Origin of the sequence: Sphingomonas sp. PvP055, from assembly GCF_040546365.1 — a bacterium.
GTDB lineage: Bacteria > Pseudomonadota > Alphaproteobacteria > Sphingomonadales > Sphingomonadaceae > Sphingomonas > Sphingomonas echinoides_A.
In genome coordinates this window covers 3,611,142-3,629,438 of record NZ_JBEPNS010000001.1, presented here as the reverse complement: position 1 = coordinate 3,629,438, position 18,297 = coordinate 3,611,142, and the positions used below count along the sequence as shown (strand labels likewise).

At 66.6% G+C, this 18,297-nt stretch carries 14 protein-coding genes; 7 read left to right on the top strand and 7 right to left on the bottom strand.

Going from position 1 to position 18,297, the window contains the following annotated elements:
* Nucleotides 1-58: 58 nt before the first annotated feature.
* The gene (clpB, locus tag ABIC16_RS17040) at nucleotides 59-2,638 is read right to left on the bottom strand and encodes an ATP-dependent chaperone ClpB (protein ID WP_354291973.1); all 2,580 of its coding nucleotides are present in this window, start codon (nucleotides 2,636-2,638) and stop codon (nucleotides 59-61) included.
* Between the two features lie 145 nt (nucleotides 2,639-2,783).
* On the opposite strand from clpB, the gene ABIC16_RS17035 reads away from it, so the two are divergent.
* The 4 genes from ABIC16_RS17035 to ABIC16_RS17020 all read left to right on the top strand — a co-directional run bounded on the left by ABIC16_RS17035 (nucleotide 2,784) and on the right by ABIC16_RS17020 (nucleotide 8,919).
* Complete coding sequence (locus ABIC16_RS17035) at nucleotides 2,784-4,919, top strand: penicillin acylase family protein (RefSeq protein WP_354291972.1); 2,136 nt, start codon at nucleotides 2,784-2,786, stop codon at nucleotides 4,917-4,919.
* 147 nt (nucleotides 4,920-5,066) lie between these two features.
* Nucleotides 5,067-5,645: a serine O-acetyltransferase gene (locus ABIC16_RS17030; RefSeq protein WP_354291971.1), complete on the top strand. Its 579-nt coding sequence runs from the start codon at nucleotides 5,067-5,069 to the stop codon at nucleotides 5,643-5,645.
* A gap of 128 nt (nucleotides 5,646-5,773) precedes the next feature.
* Entirely contained in the window at nucleotides 5,774-8,596 is a 2,823-nt protein-coding gene (locus ABIC16_RS17025; protein WP_354291970.1) for a M16 family metallopeptidase, read from the top strand.
* Between the two features lie 20 nt (nucleotides 8,597-8,616).
* The gene (locus ABIC16_RS17020; RefSeq protein WP_010160928.1) at nucleotides 8,617-8,919 is read left to right on the top strand and encodes a hypothetical protein; all 303 of its coding nucleotides are present in this window, start codon (nucleotides 8,617-8,619) and stop codon (nucleotides 8,917-8,919) included.
* Nucleotides 8,920-8,995: 76 nt separating this feature from the next.
* On the opposite strand, the gene ABIC16_RS17015 is transcribed toward ABIC16_RS17020, so the two are convergent.
* Both ABIC16_RS17015 and ABIC16_RS17010 read right to left on the bottom strand, forming a co-directional pair.
* Nucleotides 8,996-9,784, bottom strand: coding sequence for an SDR family oxidoreductase (locus ABIC16_RS17015; protein WP_354291969.1), 789 nt, complete (start codon nucleotides 9,782-9,784; stop codon nucleotides 8,996-8,998).
* 127 nt (nucleotides 9,785-9,911) lie between these two features.
* A complete protein-coding gene (locus tag ABIC16_RS17010; RefSeq protein ID WP_354291968.1) occupies nucleotides 9,912-11,057 on the bottom strand; it encodes an acyl-CoA dehydrogenase family protein in 1,146 nt (381 codons plus the stop codon).
* A gap of 147 nt (nucleotides 11,058-11,204) precedes the next feature.
* Between ABIC16_RS17010 and ABIC16_RS17005 the strand changes: the two genes are divergently transcribed.
* Nucleotides 11,205-12,038 carry an SDR family NAD(P)-dependent oxidoreductase gene (locus ABIC16_RS17005; protein WP_354291967.1) on the top strand — a complete coding sequence of 278 codons (834 nt, stop codon included), beginning with the start codon at nucleotides 11,205-11,207 and terminating at the stop codon, nucleotides 12,036-12,038.
* A complete protein-coding gene (locus tag ABIC16_RS17000; RefSeq protein WP_354291966.1) occupies nucleotides 12,035-13,459 on the top strand; it encodes an MFS transporter in 1,425 nt (474 codons plus the stop codon). Before ABIC16_RS17005 ends, ABIC16_RS17000 begins: the two co-directional genes overlap by 4 nt.
* Here the strand turns inward: ABIC16_RS17000 and ABIC16_RS16995 are convergent.
* Nucleotides 13,456-13,902, bottom strand: a complete 447-nt coding sequence (locus ABIC16_RS16995) for a hypothetical protein (protein ID WP_354291965.1) — start codon at nucleotides 13,900-13,902, stop codon at nucleotides 13,456-13,458. The genes ABIC16_RS17000 and ABIC16_RS16995 overlap by 4 nt on opposite strands.
* A gap of 213 nt (nucleotides 13,903-14,115) precedes the next feature.
* Between ABIC16_RS16995 and ABIC16_RS16990 the strand changes: the two genes are divergently transcribed.
* The gene (locus ABIC16_RS16990) at nucleotides 14,116-14,667 is read left to right on the top strand and encodes a CHAP domain-containing protein (RefSeq protein ID WP_354291964.1); all 552 of its coding nucleotides are present in this window, start codon (nucleotides 14,116-14,118) and stop codon (nucleotides 14,665-14,667) included.
* A 106-nt stretch (nucleotides 14,668-14,773) separates the two neighbouring features.
* Here ABIC16_RS16990 and ABIC16_RS16985 read toward each other — a convergent pair whose 3' ends face one another.
* The 3 genes from ABIC16_RS16985 to ABIC16_RS16975 all read right to left on the bottom strand — a co-directional run bounded on the left by ABIC16_RS16985 (nucleotide 14,774) and on the right by ABIC16_RS16975 (nucleotide 17,965).
* Nucleotides 14,774-16,036, bottom strand: a complete 1,263-nt coding sequence (locus ABIC16_RS16985; RefSeq protein ID WP_354291963.1) for a dipeptidase — start codon at nucleotides 16,034-16,036, stop codon at nucleotides 14,774-14,776.
* 145 nt (nucleotides 16,037-16,181) lie between these two features.
* Nucleotides 16,182-17,513: a PQQ-dependent sugar dehydrogenase gene (locus ABIC16_RS16980; protein ID WP_354292369.1), complete on the bottom strand. Its 1,332-nt coding sequence runs from the start codon at nucleotides 17,511-17,513 to the stop codon at nucleotides 16,182-16,184.
* Nucleotides 17,513-17,965, bottom strand: coding sequence for a DUF2231 domain-containing protein (locus ABIC16_RS16975; RefSeq protein WP_354291962.1), 453 nt, complete (start codon nucleotides 17,963-17,965; stop codon nucleotides 17,513-17,515). Before ABIC16_RS16975 ends, ABIC16_RS16980 begins: the two co-directional genes overlap by 1 nt.
* Nucleotides 17,966-18,297: the final 332 nt, after the last annotated feature.

Here is an 18,297-nt window from a genome sequence, read left to right as displayed (position 1 = left end):
TCCATCCGGAGGCCGCCCTTTTTTTGGTCTCCCCTCCCTGTGAAGGGAGGGGAGACCATCACTCCACCACCAGCTCTAATTTCCCGTCGCCCTCGTCGACCCGCACCGTCGCGCCATCTTTCACGCTCCCGCGCAGGATCAGATCGGCGAGCGGGTCCTGCAGATAGCGCTGCACCGCGCGCTTCAACGGTCGCGCACCATACACCGGATCATAGCCGACCCGCCCGAGCCACACGCGCGCCGCATCGGTCAGGTCGAGCCCGACCTTGCGTTCCCCGAGCAACGTCGCGATCCGCTTGACCTGGATGTCGACGATCGGCGCCATTTCCGCCTGGCCGAGACGGTGGAACAGCACGATCTCGTCGAGCCGGTTGAGGAATTCCGGCCGGAAATGCCCGCGGACGATCTCCATCACCTGTGGTTCGACGCTCGCGACATCCTCGCCTTCGCCCAGCGTCGTCAGCACCTGGCTACCGAGATTCGAGGTCAGCACGATGATCGTGTTGGTGAAGTCGACCGTGCGGCCCTGGCCGTCGGTCAGCCGCCCGTCGTCGAGCACCTGCAACAGGATGTTGAACACATCGCCATGCGCCTTCTCGACCTCGTCGAACAGCACGACCTGATACGGCCGCCGCCGTACCGCCTCGGTCAGCACGCCGCCTTCCTCATAACCGACATAGCCCGGAGGCGCGCCGATCAGCCGCGCGACGGCGTGCTTTTCCATGAACTCGCTCATGTCGATGCGGACCATTGCGGTCGGATCATCGAACAGGAATTCGGCAAGCGCCTTGGTCAATTCGGTCTTGCCCACGCCGGTTGGCCCGAGGAACAGGAACGAGCCGAGCGGCCGGTTCGGGTCCTGCAAACCGGCGCGCGCGCGCCGCACCGCAGTCGACACCGCACGGATCGCATTCTGCTGGCCAATCACGCGCTTGCCGATCGTCGCTTCCATTGCAAGCAGCTTGTCGCGCTCGCCTTCGAGCATCCGCTCCACCGGAATCCCGGTCCAGCGCGCGACGACGCCTGCGATGTCCTCGCCCGTCACTTCCTCGCGCAGCATCGCGCCCTTGGTCGCACCCGCCGCGGCATCCAACTGGCGCTGCAAATCCGGGATGCGCCCGTAGGACAGCTCGCCCGCCTTCGCCAGATCACCCGCACGCTGCGCCTGTTCCAGTTCGAGCCTGGCGGCGTCGATCTGCTCCTTGAGCTTGGCCTCGGCGGAGATCTTGTCCTTCTCGCCCTGCCAGCGCGTCGTCAGTTCGCTCGACTGCTGCTCGAGATTGGCGAGTTCGCCGTCGAGCTTGACCAGCCGGTCGCGCGACGCTTCGTCGCTCTCTCGCTTCAACGCTTCGCGCTCGATCTTGAGCTGGATGATCCGCCGGTCGAGGATCTCGATTTCCTCGGGCTTGCTCTCGACCTCCATGCGGATGCGCGACGCGGCCTCGTCCATCAGGTCGATCGCTTTGTCGGGAAGGAAGCGGTCGGTGATGTAGCGGTTCGACAAGGTCGCCGCCGCGACGATCGCCGCATCGGTGATCCGCACGCCGTGGTGGAGTTCGTATTTCTCCTTCAACCCGCGCAGGATCGAGATCGTGTCGGGCACGGTCGGCTCGCCGACGAACACCGGCTGGAAGCGGCGCTGCAATGCCGCGTCCTTCTCGACGTACTTGCGATACTCGTCGAGCGTGGTCGCGCCGACACAATGGAGCTCACCACGCGCCAACGCCGGTTTCAGCAGGTTTCCCGCATCCATCGCGCCTTCGGATTTCCCCGCGCCGATCAGCTGGTGCATCTCGTCGATGAACAGGACGATGTCGCCCTCGGCGGCCTTCACTTCGTCGAGCACGCCCTTCAACCGCTCCTCGAACTCGCCGCGATATTTGGCACCCGCGATCAGCGAACCCATGTCGAGCGACATCAGCTTGCGGTCCTTCAGCGTATCGGGAACGTCGCCATTCGCGATGCGCAACGCGAGCCCCTCGGCGATCGCGGTCTTGCCGACGCCGGGTTCGCCGATCAGCACCGGGTTGTTCTTGGTGCGGCGCGCGAGGATCTGGATCGTGCGGCGGATTTCCTCGTCGCGGCCGATGACGGGGTCGAGCTTGCCGTCGCGTGCCGCCTGCGTCAGGTCGCGCGCGAACTTCTTCAAGGCGTCGAACTTGTCCTCGGCCCCCGCGCTATCGGCGACGCGGCCGTTGCGCACCTTCTCGATCGCGGCGTTGAGCGCCTCGGGCGCGACGCCCGCGGTCTTGAGCACCTTGCCCGCTGCGGTGTTGAGCGACAAAGCCAGCGCGACGAGCAACCGCTCGACGGTGACGAAACTGTCGCCCGACTTGGTCGCGATCTGCTCGGCCTGGTCGAGCACGCGCACGGCATCATTGTCGAGCCCCGGCGTCTGTTGCGCGCCGCTGCCCGATACCGCCGGGATCTTCGCCAGCAGCAGGTCGGTCTCGCTCGCCGCGCGCTTCGGATCGCCGCCCGCCGCGCTGATCAGCCCGGACGCCATGCCCTGCTCATCCTCGAGCAGCGCTTTCAGGATATGTTCGGGCGCGATCCGCTGATGGCTCATGCGGATCGCGACGGTCTGCGCCGATTGCAGGAAACCCTTGGCGCGATCGGTAAATTTCTCGATGTTCATTCACCACCCTCACAGTTGCTTTCGCGCCGATATGGTGTTGTAAATATACAACACAAGTCGTGAGACTACGGATTGCGTGACAAATCCGCTCCGTACGCCAAGATAGCGCGCGAACTGGCCAAGACCAGAGCCACAGGGGGAATGGATGCTGCGAACACTCGGGCTCAGCCTGGCCGGGCTGCTGGTCGTCACTGCCGCCGGACTTGCGATCTGGGAACCGATTGCGGCGACCAGCGCGACCGCGCCGCCCGCGCATCGCTATGACAGCGTGATCGCGCGCGACCGCTTCGGCGTGCCGCACATCTTCGGCAAGACCGACCCCGACGTCGCGTACGGCGTCGCCTATGCGCATGCCGAGGACGATTTCGCGACGCTGCAGGAAGCAGTGGCGATGGCGCGTGGGCGGCTCGGGGCGATGACGGGCGCGGACGGCGCGAAGGTCGATTACACGCTCGCGCTGCTCGGCGCGCGCGAGACCGCGCATCGCGATTATCTCAAGCAACCCGCCGATGTCCGCGCGTTGCTCGATGCCTATGCGACCGGGCTCAACGCCTATGCCCGGCGGCATCCGGGGCAGGTGCGGCTGGCGCGGCTGTTCCCCGCGAATGGCGAGGATATCGCAACCGGCTTCGTCCTGCGCACCCCGTTCTTTTTCGGACTGGACCAGGTGCTCGGCGCGCTGTCGAACAACAAGCCGCTGCCGCGCGAAAGCGCCGGCGCGACGCCCGATGCGCCCGATCCCGCCGCGCTTCCGGCTACCGGGGAGGGCAATCAGAACGGCTCGAACGCCTTCGTCGTCGCCCCCAAGCGATCTTCGGACGGCTTCACCCGTGTCCTGTCCAATTCGCATCAGCCGTGGAAGGGGCCGGTCGCCTGGTACGAGCTGTCGGTGCAATCGGGGACCGGCTGGCACTTCTCGGGCGCGACCTTCCCCGGCGTGCCGTTTCCGGTGCTCGGGCATAACGCGCATCTCGGCTGGACCAACACGGTCAACCGGCCCGACCTGACCGACGTCTACAAGCTCGAAACCGATGCAGCGCACACCCGCTATCGCTTTGACGGCGCGTGGCGGCCGTTACAGGCACGCCGGGTGTGGCTGGGCGTGCGGGTCGGGCCGTTCGTGCTGCCGATCCCGAAGACGGTCTACCGCGCGGTGCAGGGGCCGGTGATCGTCAACAAGAGCGGCGCTTATGCGATCCGCTATGCCGGCGCGGACCAGTTGCGCATGATCGAGGAATATTACCGCCTGACGCGCGCGCGCACTTTCGGGGAATGGCAGCGCGCGCTGGCGATCCAGGGCGTTCCCGCAACCAACTTCCTCTACGGCGATGCGCGAGGGAACATCGCCTATGTCTATAACGCGAGCTTCCCCAACCGGCGACCGGGCTATGATTACCAGCATTTGCTGCCGGGTGACACGTCGCGCGACCTGATGCCGGGAACGGTCCCGTTTGCGCAGGTCCCGCGCAACGTGAATCCCGCGTCCGGCTTCCTGATCAACGCCAACAACACGCCGTATCAGGCGGCAGGGCAGGGGTCCGAGCTTCGCCCGCAGGATTACAGCCCGCTGCTCGGGATCGAGACCGACACCACCAACCGCGGCACCCGCGCGCTCGAACTGATGGGTCAGACCCCGCGGATCAGCGAGGCGGATCTGCTCAGGATCAAGTTCGATACCGGGATCAGCCGCGATGGCTGGGCCGCGAAATGGTATCGCGACATCGCCGCGATCGATCCGCGCGGCGACACCCAGTTGCTGGCCGCACTCGACCTGTTGCAACGCTGGAACAGAAACTTCGATGGGCAGCACAGCGGGCAGGCACTCGCCGCGATCCTGCTGCGGACCGGGCAGAAATGGCACTACCAGCGCCGCCCCGAACTCGACCCGCGCGATGCGCTGGTAAAGGCGGCGGCGTATCTCCAGAAGCATTTCGATACGCTCGACCCGCCGCTCGGCACCGTGCTGCGGTTGCGGCAGGGGAAGGTCGACCTCCCGCTCGACGGTGCGCCCGACGTGTTGCGCGCTGCGTCGACGTGGAACGAGGCCCCTGACGGGCGGCTCGTCGTCAATCACGGCGACAGCTTCATCATGCTGATGACATGGGACAAAGCAGGGCGGGTGGAATCGCGCTCGATCCAGCCGTTCGGCGCTGCGACGACGCGGCCCGAGTCACCGCATTATGCCGACCAGGCGCCACTGTTCGCCGCGCACCGTTTCAAGCCGGTGCTGTTCTGGCGCGAGGACCTCCGGCGAAACGTGGAACGCGTGTATCGGCCCTAGCCGCAGAGCACGGGGCAATCGACGCTGCCTGTAGCATAGTGCCGAAGCGTCAAACTGGCGTTGGCTATTGGAATCAGTAGACTGGGCCATATCCCGCGCTTGGATGGCGCTGTCGACCAGCGTCGTGCGGGATGATATTGCAAGGGCATGATCATGATTTCCAGCGAAACGCCCGATTGGGAGCGCGAGCGGCGGACCGGGTGGGTCCCGTCGAAGGCGCTGCTGGCGTCGGTCCGCGATTATCAACGGTTACGCCACGCATCCGGCGCGATCGCTGCGGTGCGGAAGCGCGTGGCGGTTCTGCGTCACCGATTCTGGACGGTGGTGACCGGGGCCGACATCCCGCTCAACGCACGCCTGGGCGGCGGTTTGCTGATGCCGCATCCCAATGGCATCGTCATCCATCCCGATGCGGAAATCGGACCCAATTGCCTGATCTTCCAGCAGGTGACGATCGGCGCGGCGAAGGGCGGCATCCCCACAATCCGCGGGCACGTCGACATCGGCGCAGGCGCGAAGATCATCGGCGGCGTGACGATCGGCGCGCATGCCCTGATCGGCGCGAATGCGGTCGTCATCACCGACGTCCCCGAAGGCGCGACTGCGGTGGGCAATCCCGCGCGTATCCTGTTCCCGAGATCTGCCGGGAAAGTGGCCGGCCCCGCTACCGACCCAACCGGGCCAAGCGACGCCATGTCCGCGATCGGCGGTTCCACGCAGGACTGATTCCACCGTCTGGCCCGCGCGGCCAGTGCGCCGTAGCTGCGCACCAATTGCAACCCTAAATGCCATTGCTATACCGCAGCGCATAGCGGTCTGCCGAGGACCGTTAACTCCGAGGAATACGTACCAGTATGACCGTCAAACTCCTCGCGCTCTCTGGCGTTGCGCTGGCGACGCTCGCCACACCGGCGCTCGCGCAAACCGCCCCCGCCGCGCTACCAAAGCCCGCCCCGGTCGCGGATCTCGTCCGCCAGGTCGACATTCCCTATAGCGCGTTCAGCCTCCCCAACGGCCTGCGCGTCATCGTCAACACCGATCGCAAGGCGCCGGTCGTGGCGGTCAGCATCTGGTACAATGTCGGTTCCAAGTTCGAGCCCAAGGGCAAGACCGGCTTCGCGCATCTGTTCGAGCATCTGATGTTCAACGGCAGCGAAAACGCGCCGGGGGACTATTTCGATTACACCAAGGCGATCGGCGCGACCGACCTCAACGGCACGACCTCGTTCGACCGCACCAACTATTTCGAGACCGTTCCCGCCGCCGCGCTCGAACGCACCTTGTTCCTCGAGAGCGACCGGATGGGCTATCTGCTGGGGGCGATCACCCCGGCGGTCGTCGACGAACAGCGCGGCGTCGTCCAGAACGAGAAACGGCAGAGCGACAACCAGCCCTACGGTCTGGTCGAATACAAGCAGGTCGAGACGCTGTTCCCCCCGACGCACCCCTATGGCCACACCACGATCGGATCGATGGTCGATCTCGATTCCGCCAGCGTCGAGGACGTCAAGGCGTGGTTCCGCGGGCATTATGGCCCCAATAATGCGGTGCTGGTCCTCTCGGGCGATATCGACGCGGCCAAGGCCAAGACGCTCGTCACCAAATATTTCGGCGCGATCCCGCGCGGGCCGCAGAGCGTCGCGCCACCCGCACCCGTGCCGACGCTCCCGATCGCCAAATATGAGACGATGAAGGACCGCGTCGCGAATACGCGCATCCTTCGGATGTGGGCGGTGCCCGGTTTCAAGGACAATGACTGGGTCGCGCTCGACGTCGCGGCGGGCGCGCTCGGCGGGTTGTCGAGCAGTCGGCTCGACAATGCGCTGGTCCGCAAGGAAAAGCTCGCGGTCTCGGTATCGGCGAGCAACGAGACTCTGGCGCAGGTCGGCATGTTCACGATCAGCGCGGACGTCCGCCCCGGCGTCGATCCGGCGCTGGTCGCCAAGCGGCTCGACGAGATCGTCGCCGATTTCATCGCCAACGGTCCCACCGCGGACGAAGTCCAGCGGCTGGCGACCCGCGACGCGGCGGGCACGATCGCCGGACTCGAATCGACCGGCGGTTTCGGCGGCAAGGCGGTCGCGCTGGCGCAGGGCGCGCTCTTTGCGGACGACCCGGCCTATTACAAGAAGCAGCTCGCCATGCTCGCCGCGGAAACGCCGGAGAAGGTCAAGGCCGCCGCCGCCAAGTGGCTGTTGCGCCCGGTCTACGGCCTCACCGTGGTGCCCGGCCCGCGCGATGCCTATGTCGAGGCGACCCCGCCTGCCAAGGTCGTCACCGCGCCCGAGCCCGCGGTCAAGGGCACGCGCGGCGGCTTGCCCGCGGTCGGGACGCTCGGCGAACTGGTCTATCCCAAGATCGAGCGCGCCAAGCTGCGCAACGGGATCGAGCTGGTCTACGCCTATCGCAACGCAGTGCCGATCACCAAGGCGGTGATGAGCTTCGACGCGGGCGTCGCGGCGGACGTGGCGGGCAAGCTCGGCACGCAGCAATTGACGCTCGCGATGATGACCGAAGGCACCACCACGCGCGACTCGATCGCGTTGGCGGAAGCCAAGGAGCGGCTGGGTGCGAACATCTCGGCAGGGTCGAGTGCGGACCGCACCTATCTGTCGCTGTTCACGCCAAGCGCGAACCTCGCCGCCTCGACCGAGCTGTTCGCCGACATCGTCCGCCACCCGAAGTTCGATCCCGCCGAAGTCGCGCGGCTCAAGAACCAGCAATTGTCGCGGATCGCGGCGGAACTGACCAGCCCGGGCGGGCTTGCCTCGCGCGTCTATCCCACGCTGCTTTACGGCGCCGCCTCGCCTTATGCCAAGGCGTTCGGCAGTGGCGACGCCAAGGCGGTCGCGACGCTCGGGCGCGACGATCTGATCGCGTTCCAGAACCGCTGGATCCGCCCCGATACCGCCAAGATCTTCGTCGTGAGCGACCGGCCGCTCGCCGAGATCAAGGGGGTCCTCGATGCGCGGTTCGGTGACTGGACGCCGACGGGCGCGCGCGGAACCAAGGACTTTACCGTCGCCACCACGCCCGCCACCCCCCGGATCGTGCTGATCGACCGACCGGACTCTCCGCAGTCGCTGATCGTCGGCGCGCTGCCGACCGGCTTGGTCGGCACCGACGACTTGCTCACCGTGACGACCGCAAATGATGCGCTTGGGGGCGATTTCCTGTCGCGCATCAACCTCGACCTGCGCGAGACCAAGCACTGGTCCTACGGAGTCAGCGGTTCGTTCCGCCGGGCGGAGCATCAAACGCCGTACCTGCTCACCGCGCCGGTTCAGGCGGATCGCACGGGAGACTCGATCAAGGCGTTGCAAGGCGACGTGAAGGCGTTCCTGACGACCAAGGGGATCACCCAGTCCGAATTCGACCGGACGATCACGGATTCGATTCGGTCGCTGCCCGGAAACTTCGAGACGTCGGGCGCGGTCCTCGGCGCGATGCAGTCGAACGACCTGTATCGCCGCCCGGACGATTATTTCGCGACCCTCCCGCAAAAATATCGTGCAATGACGCCGGGCGAACTTGACGCTGCGGCACGCAAGGCGCTCGACCCGTCGAAGATCGTCTGGGTCGTGGTGGGCGACGCGAGCAAGGTCCGCGGTCAGCTTGACAGCATCGGCCTACCGGTCGAGGTGGTCCCGGCGGCGTCCGTAGCGGACGTGCGCTAAGCTGATTCAGGAGAGATACGATGGCTGCTGTCGATGGAAGCTGGGATACGATCGTCAAGTCGCCGCTGGGCGACCAGAAGGCTGTGCTGACCGTCAAGACCGACGGCGACAGCTGGACCGGTAGCCAGGTCGGCGCGATGGGCGCGGTCGACATCACGGATGGCAAGGTCGAGGGCGACACGATCAAGTGGACGATGTCGATCACCGTCCCGATGCCGATGAGCCTCGATTGCAGCGCGACCGCCGAGGGCGACACGCTGACGGGTTCGGTCGGCGCCGGGGCGTTCGGCAGCTTCCCGATGACGGGCACGCGCCAGGCATAAGCCTTGACGATTGCATGATCAAAAACGGCCTGCTGCCCGAAGGGGCGGCAGGCCGTTTTGTATGGGCGTCGTGCCGTCAGGCGTCGATGCTCGTCCCCAGCGCGGCATGGACCAGCCCGCCGTCGACCGTGATCGTGTCGCCGATCACATAATCCCCCGCGCGGCTGGCGAGATAGATCGCCGCGCCCGCCATGTCCTCGTCGACCCCGATGCGTTTGGCCGGGATCGACTTGGCGATCGCCTCGCCATGGTCGCGCGCCGCCTTGTTCATCTCGCTCGCGAACGCGCCAGGGGCGATCGACGTGACGTTGATGTGGTCGGTCACCAGCCGCGCCGCCATCCGCTTGGTGAGATAGATCAGCGCCGCCTTCGACGCCTGATAGCTGTACGTCTCCCACGGGTTGAGCCGCTGCCCATCGATCGAGGTGATGTTGATGACCTTGGCGGGGCGCCCTGCGCTCGCGGCGGCCTTGAGCGGCGCGTGGAGTGCCTGCGTCAGGAAGAACGGCGACTTGACGTTGAGGTCCATCACCTTGTCCCAGCCTTTTTCGGGAAAGACCTCGAACGGCTCGCCCCAGGCGGCACCGGCGTTGTTGACCAGGATGTCGAGCCGGTCGGTGTGCTCGGCCAGTTGCGCGGCGAGCGCCTTGCACCCCGCGACGGTCGACACGTCCTGCGGCAGCGCGATGCACTTCTCGCCCAGTTCGGCGGCGGTTTCGAAACAGGCGTCCGCCTTGCGCGCGGAGATATAGACGGTCGCGCCCTGCGCGATGTAGCCCGCCGCAATCATCTTGCCGATCCCGCGCGAGCCCCCGGTGACGAGCGCGATGCGGCCATCGAGCCGGAACAGGTTGGTGGTGTCCATGCAATACTCTCCCCTCCCGCTTGCGGGAGGGGCTGGGGGTGGGCGCCCGCTCTCCGCGTACGGAACGCTTTGTTATACCGGGCGCCCACCCCCGGCCCCTCCCGCAAGCGGGAGGGGAGAAGTCGGTTCATCCCCCCCGCTTGATCGTCTCGCGTGCGATGATGATCTGCTGGATCTGGCTGGTGCCTTCGTAAATGCGGAACAGCCGGACGTCGCGGTACAGCCGCTCGATCCCGTAATCCGCGATATACCCTGCGCCCCCGAAGATCTGCACCGCGCGGTCGGCGACGCGGCCGACCATCTCGCTTGCAAAATACTTCGCGGCGGCGGATTCCATCACAACGTCCTTGCCCGCATCCTTCGCGGCGGCGGTTTCCAGTACCATCGCGCGCGCCACCAGCGCCTCGGTCTTCGAATCCGCGAGCATCCCCTGGATCAACTGATGGTCCGAGATCGCCTTGCCGAACTGCTTGCGCGTCGTCGCATAGGCCACGCAATCCGCGATCAGCCGCTCGGCCACGCCGACACACACCGCCGAGATATGCAACCGCCCGCGATCGAGCACGCGCATCGCGATCTTGAAGCCTTCGCCCTCCGCGCCAAGCCGGTTCTCGGCGGGGACGATGACATCGTCGAAATGCACGTCGGCGACCTTCGCGCCCTTCTGCCCCATCTTCTTCTCGGGCTCGCCGATGCTGACCCCGGCCAGATCGCGCGGCACGAGGAAGGCGGATACGCCGCGCGCGCCGGGATCGTCGCCGGTCCGCGCCATCACGGTGAACAGGTCGGCCTTGTCGGCATTGGTGATGTAGCGCTTGGTCCCCGAAAGCCGATACGCCTGCCCGTCGAAGGTCGCGCGCGTCTTTACTGCGCCCGAATCGCTCCCGACTTCGGGCTCGGTCAGAGCGAAACTGGTGATGATCTCGCCGCTCGCGATCCGCGGGAGCCATGCGGCTTTCTGCTCGGGCGTTCCCGCCATCACCAGCCCCTGGCTGCCGATCCCGACGTTGGTCCCGAAAGTCGAGCGGAACGCGGGCGTGGTCCGGCCAAGCTCGATCGCGACCTTGGCCTCTTCGAGCATCGTCAGCCCGAGGCCACCGTATTCCTCGTCGATCGACAGGCCGAACAGCCCCATCTCGCGCATTTCCTGCACGACGTCGGCGGGGATCGCATCGTCCGCTTCGACTTGAGCCTCGAGCGGACGGAGCCGTTCGGCGACGAACCGGCGGACCGTGTCGATCAGCGCGTCGAAGGTTTCGGGGTCGAGTGCCATGGATCCTCTCGCATCTTTGAAGCGTGGCATCGGCGATGCCCCAAAGTGGCGGGTCTCGCAAACCCGAAATTCCAAAATCATCATCAACGTGGCGCATTGACCCGCTAAACCCCCGTACTAAGGTGTTCAAAAGCACAGGAGAGGTAGATGCGTTTTGCGGGCAAACGGGCTGTCGTCACCGGCGGAGCCTCGGGCATCGGCCGCGCAACCGCGCTTCGGCTGGCGCAGGAAGGCGCCGAGGTGTGGATCGGCGACATCGACGAAGCGGGCGGTGCAGAGGTTGCCGCCACATCCAACGGGCGAATCCACTTCCTGCGAACCGACGTGCTTCAGGCAGGCGAGATCGAAGCGATGATGCACGCGGCCGATGCCGCGGGCGGGCTCGATGTCGTGTTCAACAATGCGGGCGCGGCCGGGTCACGCGATTCGATCGACGCAATCTCGCCCGAGGATTGGGACCGCACCCAGGCACTGCTGCTGCGCTCGGTCGCACTCGGCATCCGTTATGCGGCCCCGCTGATGATCGCGCGCGGGCAGGGCGGGGCGATCGTCAACACGTCGTCGGTCGCGGCGCTCCAGACCGGCGCGGCACCGACCGCCTATTCGGTCGCCAAGGCGGGCGTCTTGCATCTGACGACGCTCGCCGCCGCCGATCTTGCACAGCACCGGATCCGCGTGAATGCGGTGTGCCCGGGGTTCATCACGACCAACATCTTCACCTCCGCACTCGGCATTCAGGGCGAGAAGCGCGATCTGGCGAACGGGATGATCGGCCAGGCGGCGGCGCAGGCGCAACCGCTCCAGCGCGCGGGCACGTCGGAGGATATCGCGGCGGCGGTCGCCTATCTCGCGAGCGACGATGCGGCGTTCGTCACCGGAACGCGGATCGTCGTCGATGGCGGGCTGACGATCGGCCCGCGGCACAGTTGGGACCCCAAGGCCCCCTCGATGTTTGCGGCACTGGAGGCGTTCGCCTCGTGAGCGTCGCAATCGCCGCGCCCGCTGCGCGGCGGCTGTCGCGCAGAAGCCGACTGTCGTTCGGGATCGGGTCGATCGCGTACGGCGTGAAGGACAATGGCTTCGCCACCTTCCTGCTGCTGTTCTACAATCAGGTGATCGGCCTGCCCGCCGCATCGGTCGGGCTCGCGATCATGGCGGCGCTGGTGGTTGAGGCGTTCGTCGATCCGCTCGTCGGCTATCTGTCGGATCATACGCGCGGGCGATGGGGGCGGCGGCATCCGTGGATGTATGCGTCGGCACTGCCCGTCGCGATCGGCTGGCTGTTGCTGTGGAACCCGCCCGAATGGGGGCAGGAGGCGATGCTGCTCTACGTGTTCGGCAGCGCGCTGCTGGTGCGGGTCGCGCTGTCGATGTTCGAGATTCCCGGCGCCGCGCTGGGCCCCGAACTCAGCGCGGATTATGACGAGCGGACGCGGTTGTTCTCGTATCGCTATCTGTTCGGCTGGGGCGGCGGGCTGGCGATGCTCGCGCTGGCGTATGGCGTGTTCCTCGTGCCCGATGCGACGCACCCGGTGGGGACGCTCAACGCGGATGGCTACTCCCGGATGGCGGCGGTCTCGGCGCTGGTGATGGCGACGTCGATCCTGGTGTCCGCGATCGGGCTGCACCCGGAGATCCCGCACCTGCCGCAAGTCCCGCGCTCGGACGAGACGTTCGCGGAGCATCTGCGCGACTTCGGTCGGACGGTGTGGAACCGCGGGTTCCTGTGGCTGATGGCGGCCGGGCTGTTCGCTTATACCGCGCAGGGTATTTCGTTCGCGCTGTCGCTGTACATGTACCAATTCGTCTGGGTCTTCGCGCAGGGGGATTACAATTATCTGTCGCTCGCGCTGATGGCGGGCGCGCTCGGCGCGTTCTTCCTTGCCCCCGCGCTGACCCGCGGCGGGGACAAGCCGCGCAGCGCGATGGCGTTGTCGTTCGGCGCGGGCGTGTTGCTGACAGCACCCTATCTGCTGCGGTTCGCAGGGCTGTTCCCGAATCCGGGGTCGCCGCTGCTGCTGCCTGTGCTGCTGACGATCTTTGCCGCCAATACCGCCTGCGGCGTGTCGGCGTTCATTCTCGGGGCGGCGATGCTGTCCGACGTGGTCGAAGACTCGGAAGTCCGCACCGGCAAGCGTTCCGAAGGCGTGTTCTTCGCGGGCGGGTTCTTCGTGCAGAAGCTGGTCGGCGGGCTCGGGATCTTCGTTGCCGGGCGGATTCTTGCGTTCGCGGCGTTTCCCGACGGCGCGAAGCCGGGGCAGGTTCCGGTTGCGACGATCGATCGGCTGACGCTGGTGTTCATCGTGCTCGAACTGGGATTCTACGTCGCGGCGGGGCTCTGTTATGCGCGCTTCCCGTTTGGCCGCGCCGAGCATGACGCGCGGCTGCGGGCGAGGGATTAGCCGGCAATCGGTCGGATAAACCCGGTCAGCGCCCAGCCCGACTTGCACGGTCCCACATAGGGGCGCGGCGCGGCGATCGGCGCGGCGACTCCGCAATCGCCCCCATCGGCGGGCATCACGACGATCCCCTGCCAGCGTTGATCGAGCGATCGGGTGCAGCGGAACACGCGCGTGCCCTCGCCAAGCCGGGCGACTTCGTCGGCTTCCGCGAACGGGGCGGCGCGCAAGGGAAGATACGCCTCTCCGGCAGGCGACAGATTGACGACCTCGCCGACCCCGGCGCACGCCTGGAAGGCGGAGCCGCCTTCGCCGGTCTGGACCGGCTGCACGCCAGGCGCCGGCGCGGTCGTGTTCGTGTCGTACAGATCCGCATCGTTGCCGAATCCTCCGCCGGACGAGCAGGCGGCAAGCAGCAGGCATAACGCCGTAGCGGTTCGGTTCATGCCGCGAATCCTAGCCGCGCGGCAGCCGTTTGGCGAGCGCGATCGTGTTTCGCAGTCGTTTCGCGACGCCCGAAATGGCAGTCATCGCGCGGCCAACTCGCTTCATCCGAAAAGGTTCCGTTCATCGGGGAGCAAGGGTTTCCACGCGGCACCGGACCTGCTTTGACAGGCTCAACGACGAGCTAGACCTGTTTCCAAGACCGTGGGGGTCCCATGAATTTCAAGGCTTTGACAGCGCGTTTTGCGCTGGTGGTAGCGTGCGCCCTGACGATGGCGACCCCGGCGATGGCGCAGTTCTGGCAGTGCGCGCCTTATGCGCGGCAGATTTCCGGCATCGAGATCCGCGGCAATGCCAACACCTGGTGGTCGCAGGCAGCCGGTCACTACGCCCGCGGTCACGCCCCCAAGGTCGGCGCAGTGCTTGCTTTCTCCGCCACGAGCCGGATGCGGATGGGCCATGTCGCCATGGTCAGCGAAGTCGTCAGCGAGCGCGAAGTCCTGCTGACCCACGCCAACTGGTCGCGCCGCGGTGGCGTCGAGCGCGACGTGCGCGCGGTCGACGTATCGCCGAACGGCGACTGGAGCATGGTCAAGGTGTGGTATGGTCCGCAGGGCGATCTCGGCACCTCGGCCTATCCGACCAAGGGCTTCATCTATTCCGACCACGCTCCGCTGAATGACAGCGGCGACGACACGGTCGAACAGGCCCCGCGCGCGCCGATGGTGCTCGCTTCGCTGAACGACACGACGACGGTCAGCTTCTAAGAACAATTTTCACCGTTCGCCCTGAGCGCAGTCGGAAGGCCCTTGCACCGCGCGCAAGGCTTCGACTTCGCTCAGGGCGTACGGGTAGTGGGAGGGATGCGCGGTCTTACTTGGCCGGCATCGTAGCGGTCGCCGGCAACGCCCCCGCCATATCCGCCGACACCCGCTCCGCCGCGGTCATCACGCGCAGCACGTTCCCGCCCGCGAGCTTGGCGACATCGCCGTCGCTCCAGCCACGCCGCATCAGTTCCGCGAGCAACGCGGGATAGGTCGATACGTCGCGAAGCCCCTCGGGCAACACGCTCCCCACGCCGTCGAAGTCCGACCCGATCCCGACGTGATCGACCCCGGCGACCTTCGCCACATGCACGATATGGTCCGCGACCTGCGCGAGCGTGACGCGGGGTGCCGGATGCTGCTCCAGCCAGGTCTGCATCGCCGCCGCTGCCGCCTTGGGCTGCCCGATGTACAATCCGCCGAACGGTGGCGCGTTGAGCCGGGTCGCTTCGGCGGCCTTCTCCGCGGACCAGCGACGATACGCATCGGACACATAGACTGGCGCGAAATCGACCATCACCACGCCGCCGTTCGCCGCGACCAGCCGCAGCACGTCGTCCGACACGTTGCGGGGATGATCGTTCACGCTGCGCGCCCCCGAATGCGAGAAGATCACGGGCGCCTTCGTGACGCGCAGCGCGTCGCGCATCGTGTCCTCGCTGACGTGGCTCAGATCGACCAGCATCCCCAGCCGGTTGAGCTCGCCGACCACCGCCTCGCCGAACGGCGTCAGCCCGCCATGCCGCGGATCGTCGGTCGCGGAGTCCGCCCAGTCGATCGTCCGCGAATGCGTCAGCGTGAGATAGCCCGCGCCCATCGCATGATAGGCCCGCAGCACCGACAGGCTCGCATCGATCTGTCCGCCGCCCTCCACCCCGATCAGCGACGCGATCCTGCCCGCGGCATGGATCCGGCGGACGTCCGCGGCGGTGTGCGCGATCGCAAAGTCCTTGGGATAGCGCGCGACGATCTGGTGGACGAGGTCGATCTGTTCGAGCGTCTGCTTGACCTGTTCGAGCCCCGGCAGCGCCGCATCGACATAGACCGACCAGAATTGCCCGCCGACCCCGCCCGCGCGCAGCCGCGCGATATCGGTGTCGTAGCGGGGGCTGACGCGGTCGAGGCCGGCGGCGAGATCGATCGTCCAGCGCTTCTCGCCCTCGCGGTCGCGCAGCGTCTCGGGCCAGTCGTTATGCCCGTCGATCAGCGGCGTCGCGCGCAGGACCTTGGCGACCCGGTCGTCATAGCGGTCCGCAACGGCGGGCGTGGCGATCGCGGCGAGCATCACGGCAAGCAAGATGTGGCGCGACATATGGGGTCGATCCTTTCGCGGAAAGCCCCTTGGTAACCGACACCGCGCTTGCTGCAAGGGCGGTAGGCGCTGGGCGTTCGGTGGAGATCCCCTCCCTGAAAGGGAGGGGCCGGGGGTGGGTCGGCCCGTTAGACGCCCCCAACCCCTACCGCAGCGAAGCCGTCGCCATCGGCGCAGCCTTCGCGGTCACCCGCCAAACCGTATTCCCAAGATCGTCCGCAATCAGCAGCCCACCGCGCGAATCGACCGCCAGCCCGACCGGACGCCCGCGCGCCTTGCCATCGGGACCGACGAACCCGGTGACGACGTCTTGCGCCTTGCCATTGGGCTTGCCGCCCGAGAACGGGACATACACGATCTTATAGCCGTTGAGATTGCCCCGATCCCAACTGCCATGCTCCGCAACGAACGCTCCGCCCTGATAGCCGCGGGGTAAAGCGCTCGCCGCATAGAACACCATCCCCAGCGGTGCGACGTGCGAGCTCAACCCATAATCGGGCCGGATCGCCGCCTTCACCAGATCGGGCCGCTGCGGCATCACCCGCGGATCGACGTGCTGGCCCCAATAGCTGTACGGCCAGCCGTAGAAGGCGCCACCCTTCACCGACGTCATATAGTCCGGCACCAGGTCCGGCCCGATCTCGTCGCGTTCGTTGACGACCGTCCACAGCTGCCCGCTCGCCGGGTTGAAGGTCAGCCCGTTGGGGTTGCGCAAGCCGGTCGCGTACAGACGCGATGCGCCCGTCGCACGGTCGACTTCCCAGATCGCGGCGCGACCCTTTTCGGCTTCGATCCCGTTCTCGGTAATGTTGCTGTTCGATCCGACGCCGACGTAGAGCTTGCTGCCGTCGGGGCTGGCGGTGAGGCTCTTGGTCCAATGGTGGTCGATCGGGCCGCCGGGGAGTTCAGTCAGCTTTACGCCCGGTGCGGTGATCCGGGTCTGCCCGGGGACATAAGGATAGCGCATGATCGCATCGGTATTGGCGATGTACAGGTCGCCCCCGACCAGCGTGATCCCGAACGGCGAATGGAGATGGTCGAGCAGCACGCTGCGCAGTTCGGGCTTGCCGTCGCCATTGGCATCGCGGAGCAGCGTTACCCGGTTGCCGCCCTTCGCCCCGGCGCCGGCATAGCCCTGCACCAGACCCATGATGATTTCCTTGGGCCGCTTGATCGGCTCGCTGCCGGGGCCGTTCGCTTCCACGACGAGCACGTCGCCATTGGGCAGGACGTAGGGCTGGCGCGGATGCTGCAGCTGGGTCGCGAGCGCGGTCACCTGCAAGCCGGGCGCGACCGTCGGTGCGGCGCCCGCCCAGCTTCCGACCGGCGCGACGTGCATCGGGGGCACGAGATACTGGTTGATGGCGGGCAGATGCGGGTCGGCGCCGATCTGCTTCTCGGTCGACCCGCCGGCACCGCTGCACGATGCCAGCGCGAGCGTCGCCGCGCCCAGGAGAAGCGGGGGAAGGCTGCGCATCATGCGGCTCCTGTGGACTGGCGATGGGCGACCGTCGTGCCGGTCCAGCTCGATACGATCACGAGCACCGCGACGATCGCCGAAAGGATGATTCCGGTCGGCATCACCGAAGTCCATCCATCCCGGCTGTGGATGAAGGCGTTGACCAGCGCGAGGCCCAGCACCGCGACGTTGAGGAGACTATGGAACCACGGCCGCGGCGCCCGCCGCACCCTGCGGCGGTTGCGCGCGAAATCGACGATCCCGGCCACCGCCGCGAACCCGCCCATGATCAGCCCGCCGGTGATGAGCCACACCGAGAAATTGGCCCACTGCATCTCGGCGGTGTTGACGTAGGTCAGGTCGGTCAGGAACGCCGCGGTAAAGAACGCGAGCGGAAACGCGGCGAGCAGCGTGTGGATCGGATGCGGGGGCGGCACCGTCTGGGGCGCGTGGAGGTCGTGTGGCGGCATGGTCTGCAGTCCTCGGAAGTCCCCGCTGATACGTTCCGCGAGCGGGGGTGTTCCAGAGTGTTGCTAGATTGTGAGTTTGGGTGGTGGCGAAGGTTGTTGCGAGCCCAGAAACCGCCGTTGACCGGGCAGGCCAACGCAAAGTGTAATTGGCTGGCAATGGGACATTCCTGCCTTTCGCAACGTCTGCGGCGGTCGACCGATCGTGCGGACACACCGAGCCTGCGACAGGGACTGAACCAGTCGTAGGCCGCCTTGGTCAGCCCATACTGCGCAGGGGGATCGCTCCTCCGCAGGCCATTCCTGATCACGAACATGACGCCGCTGATGATACG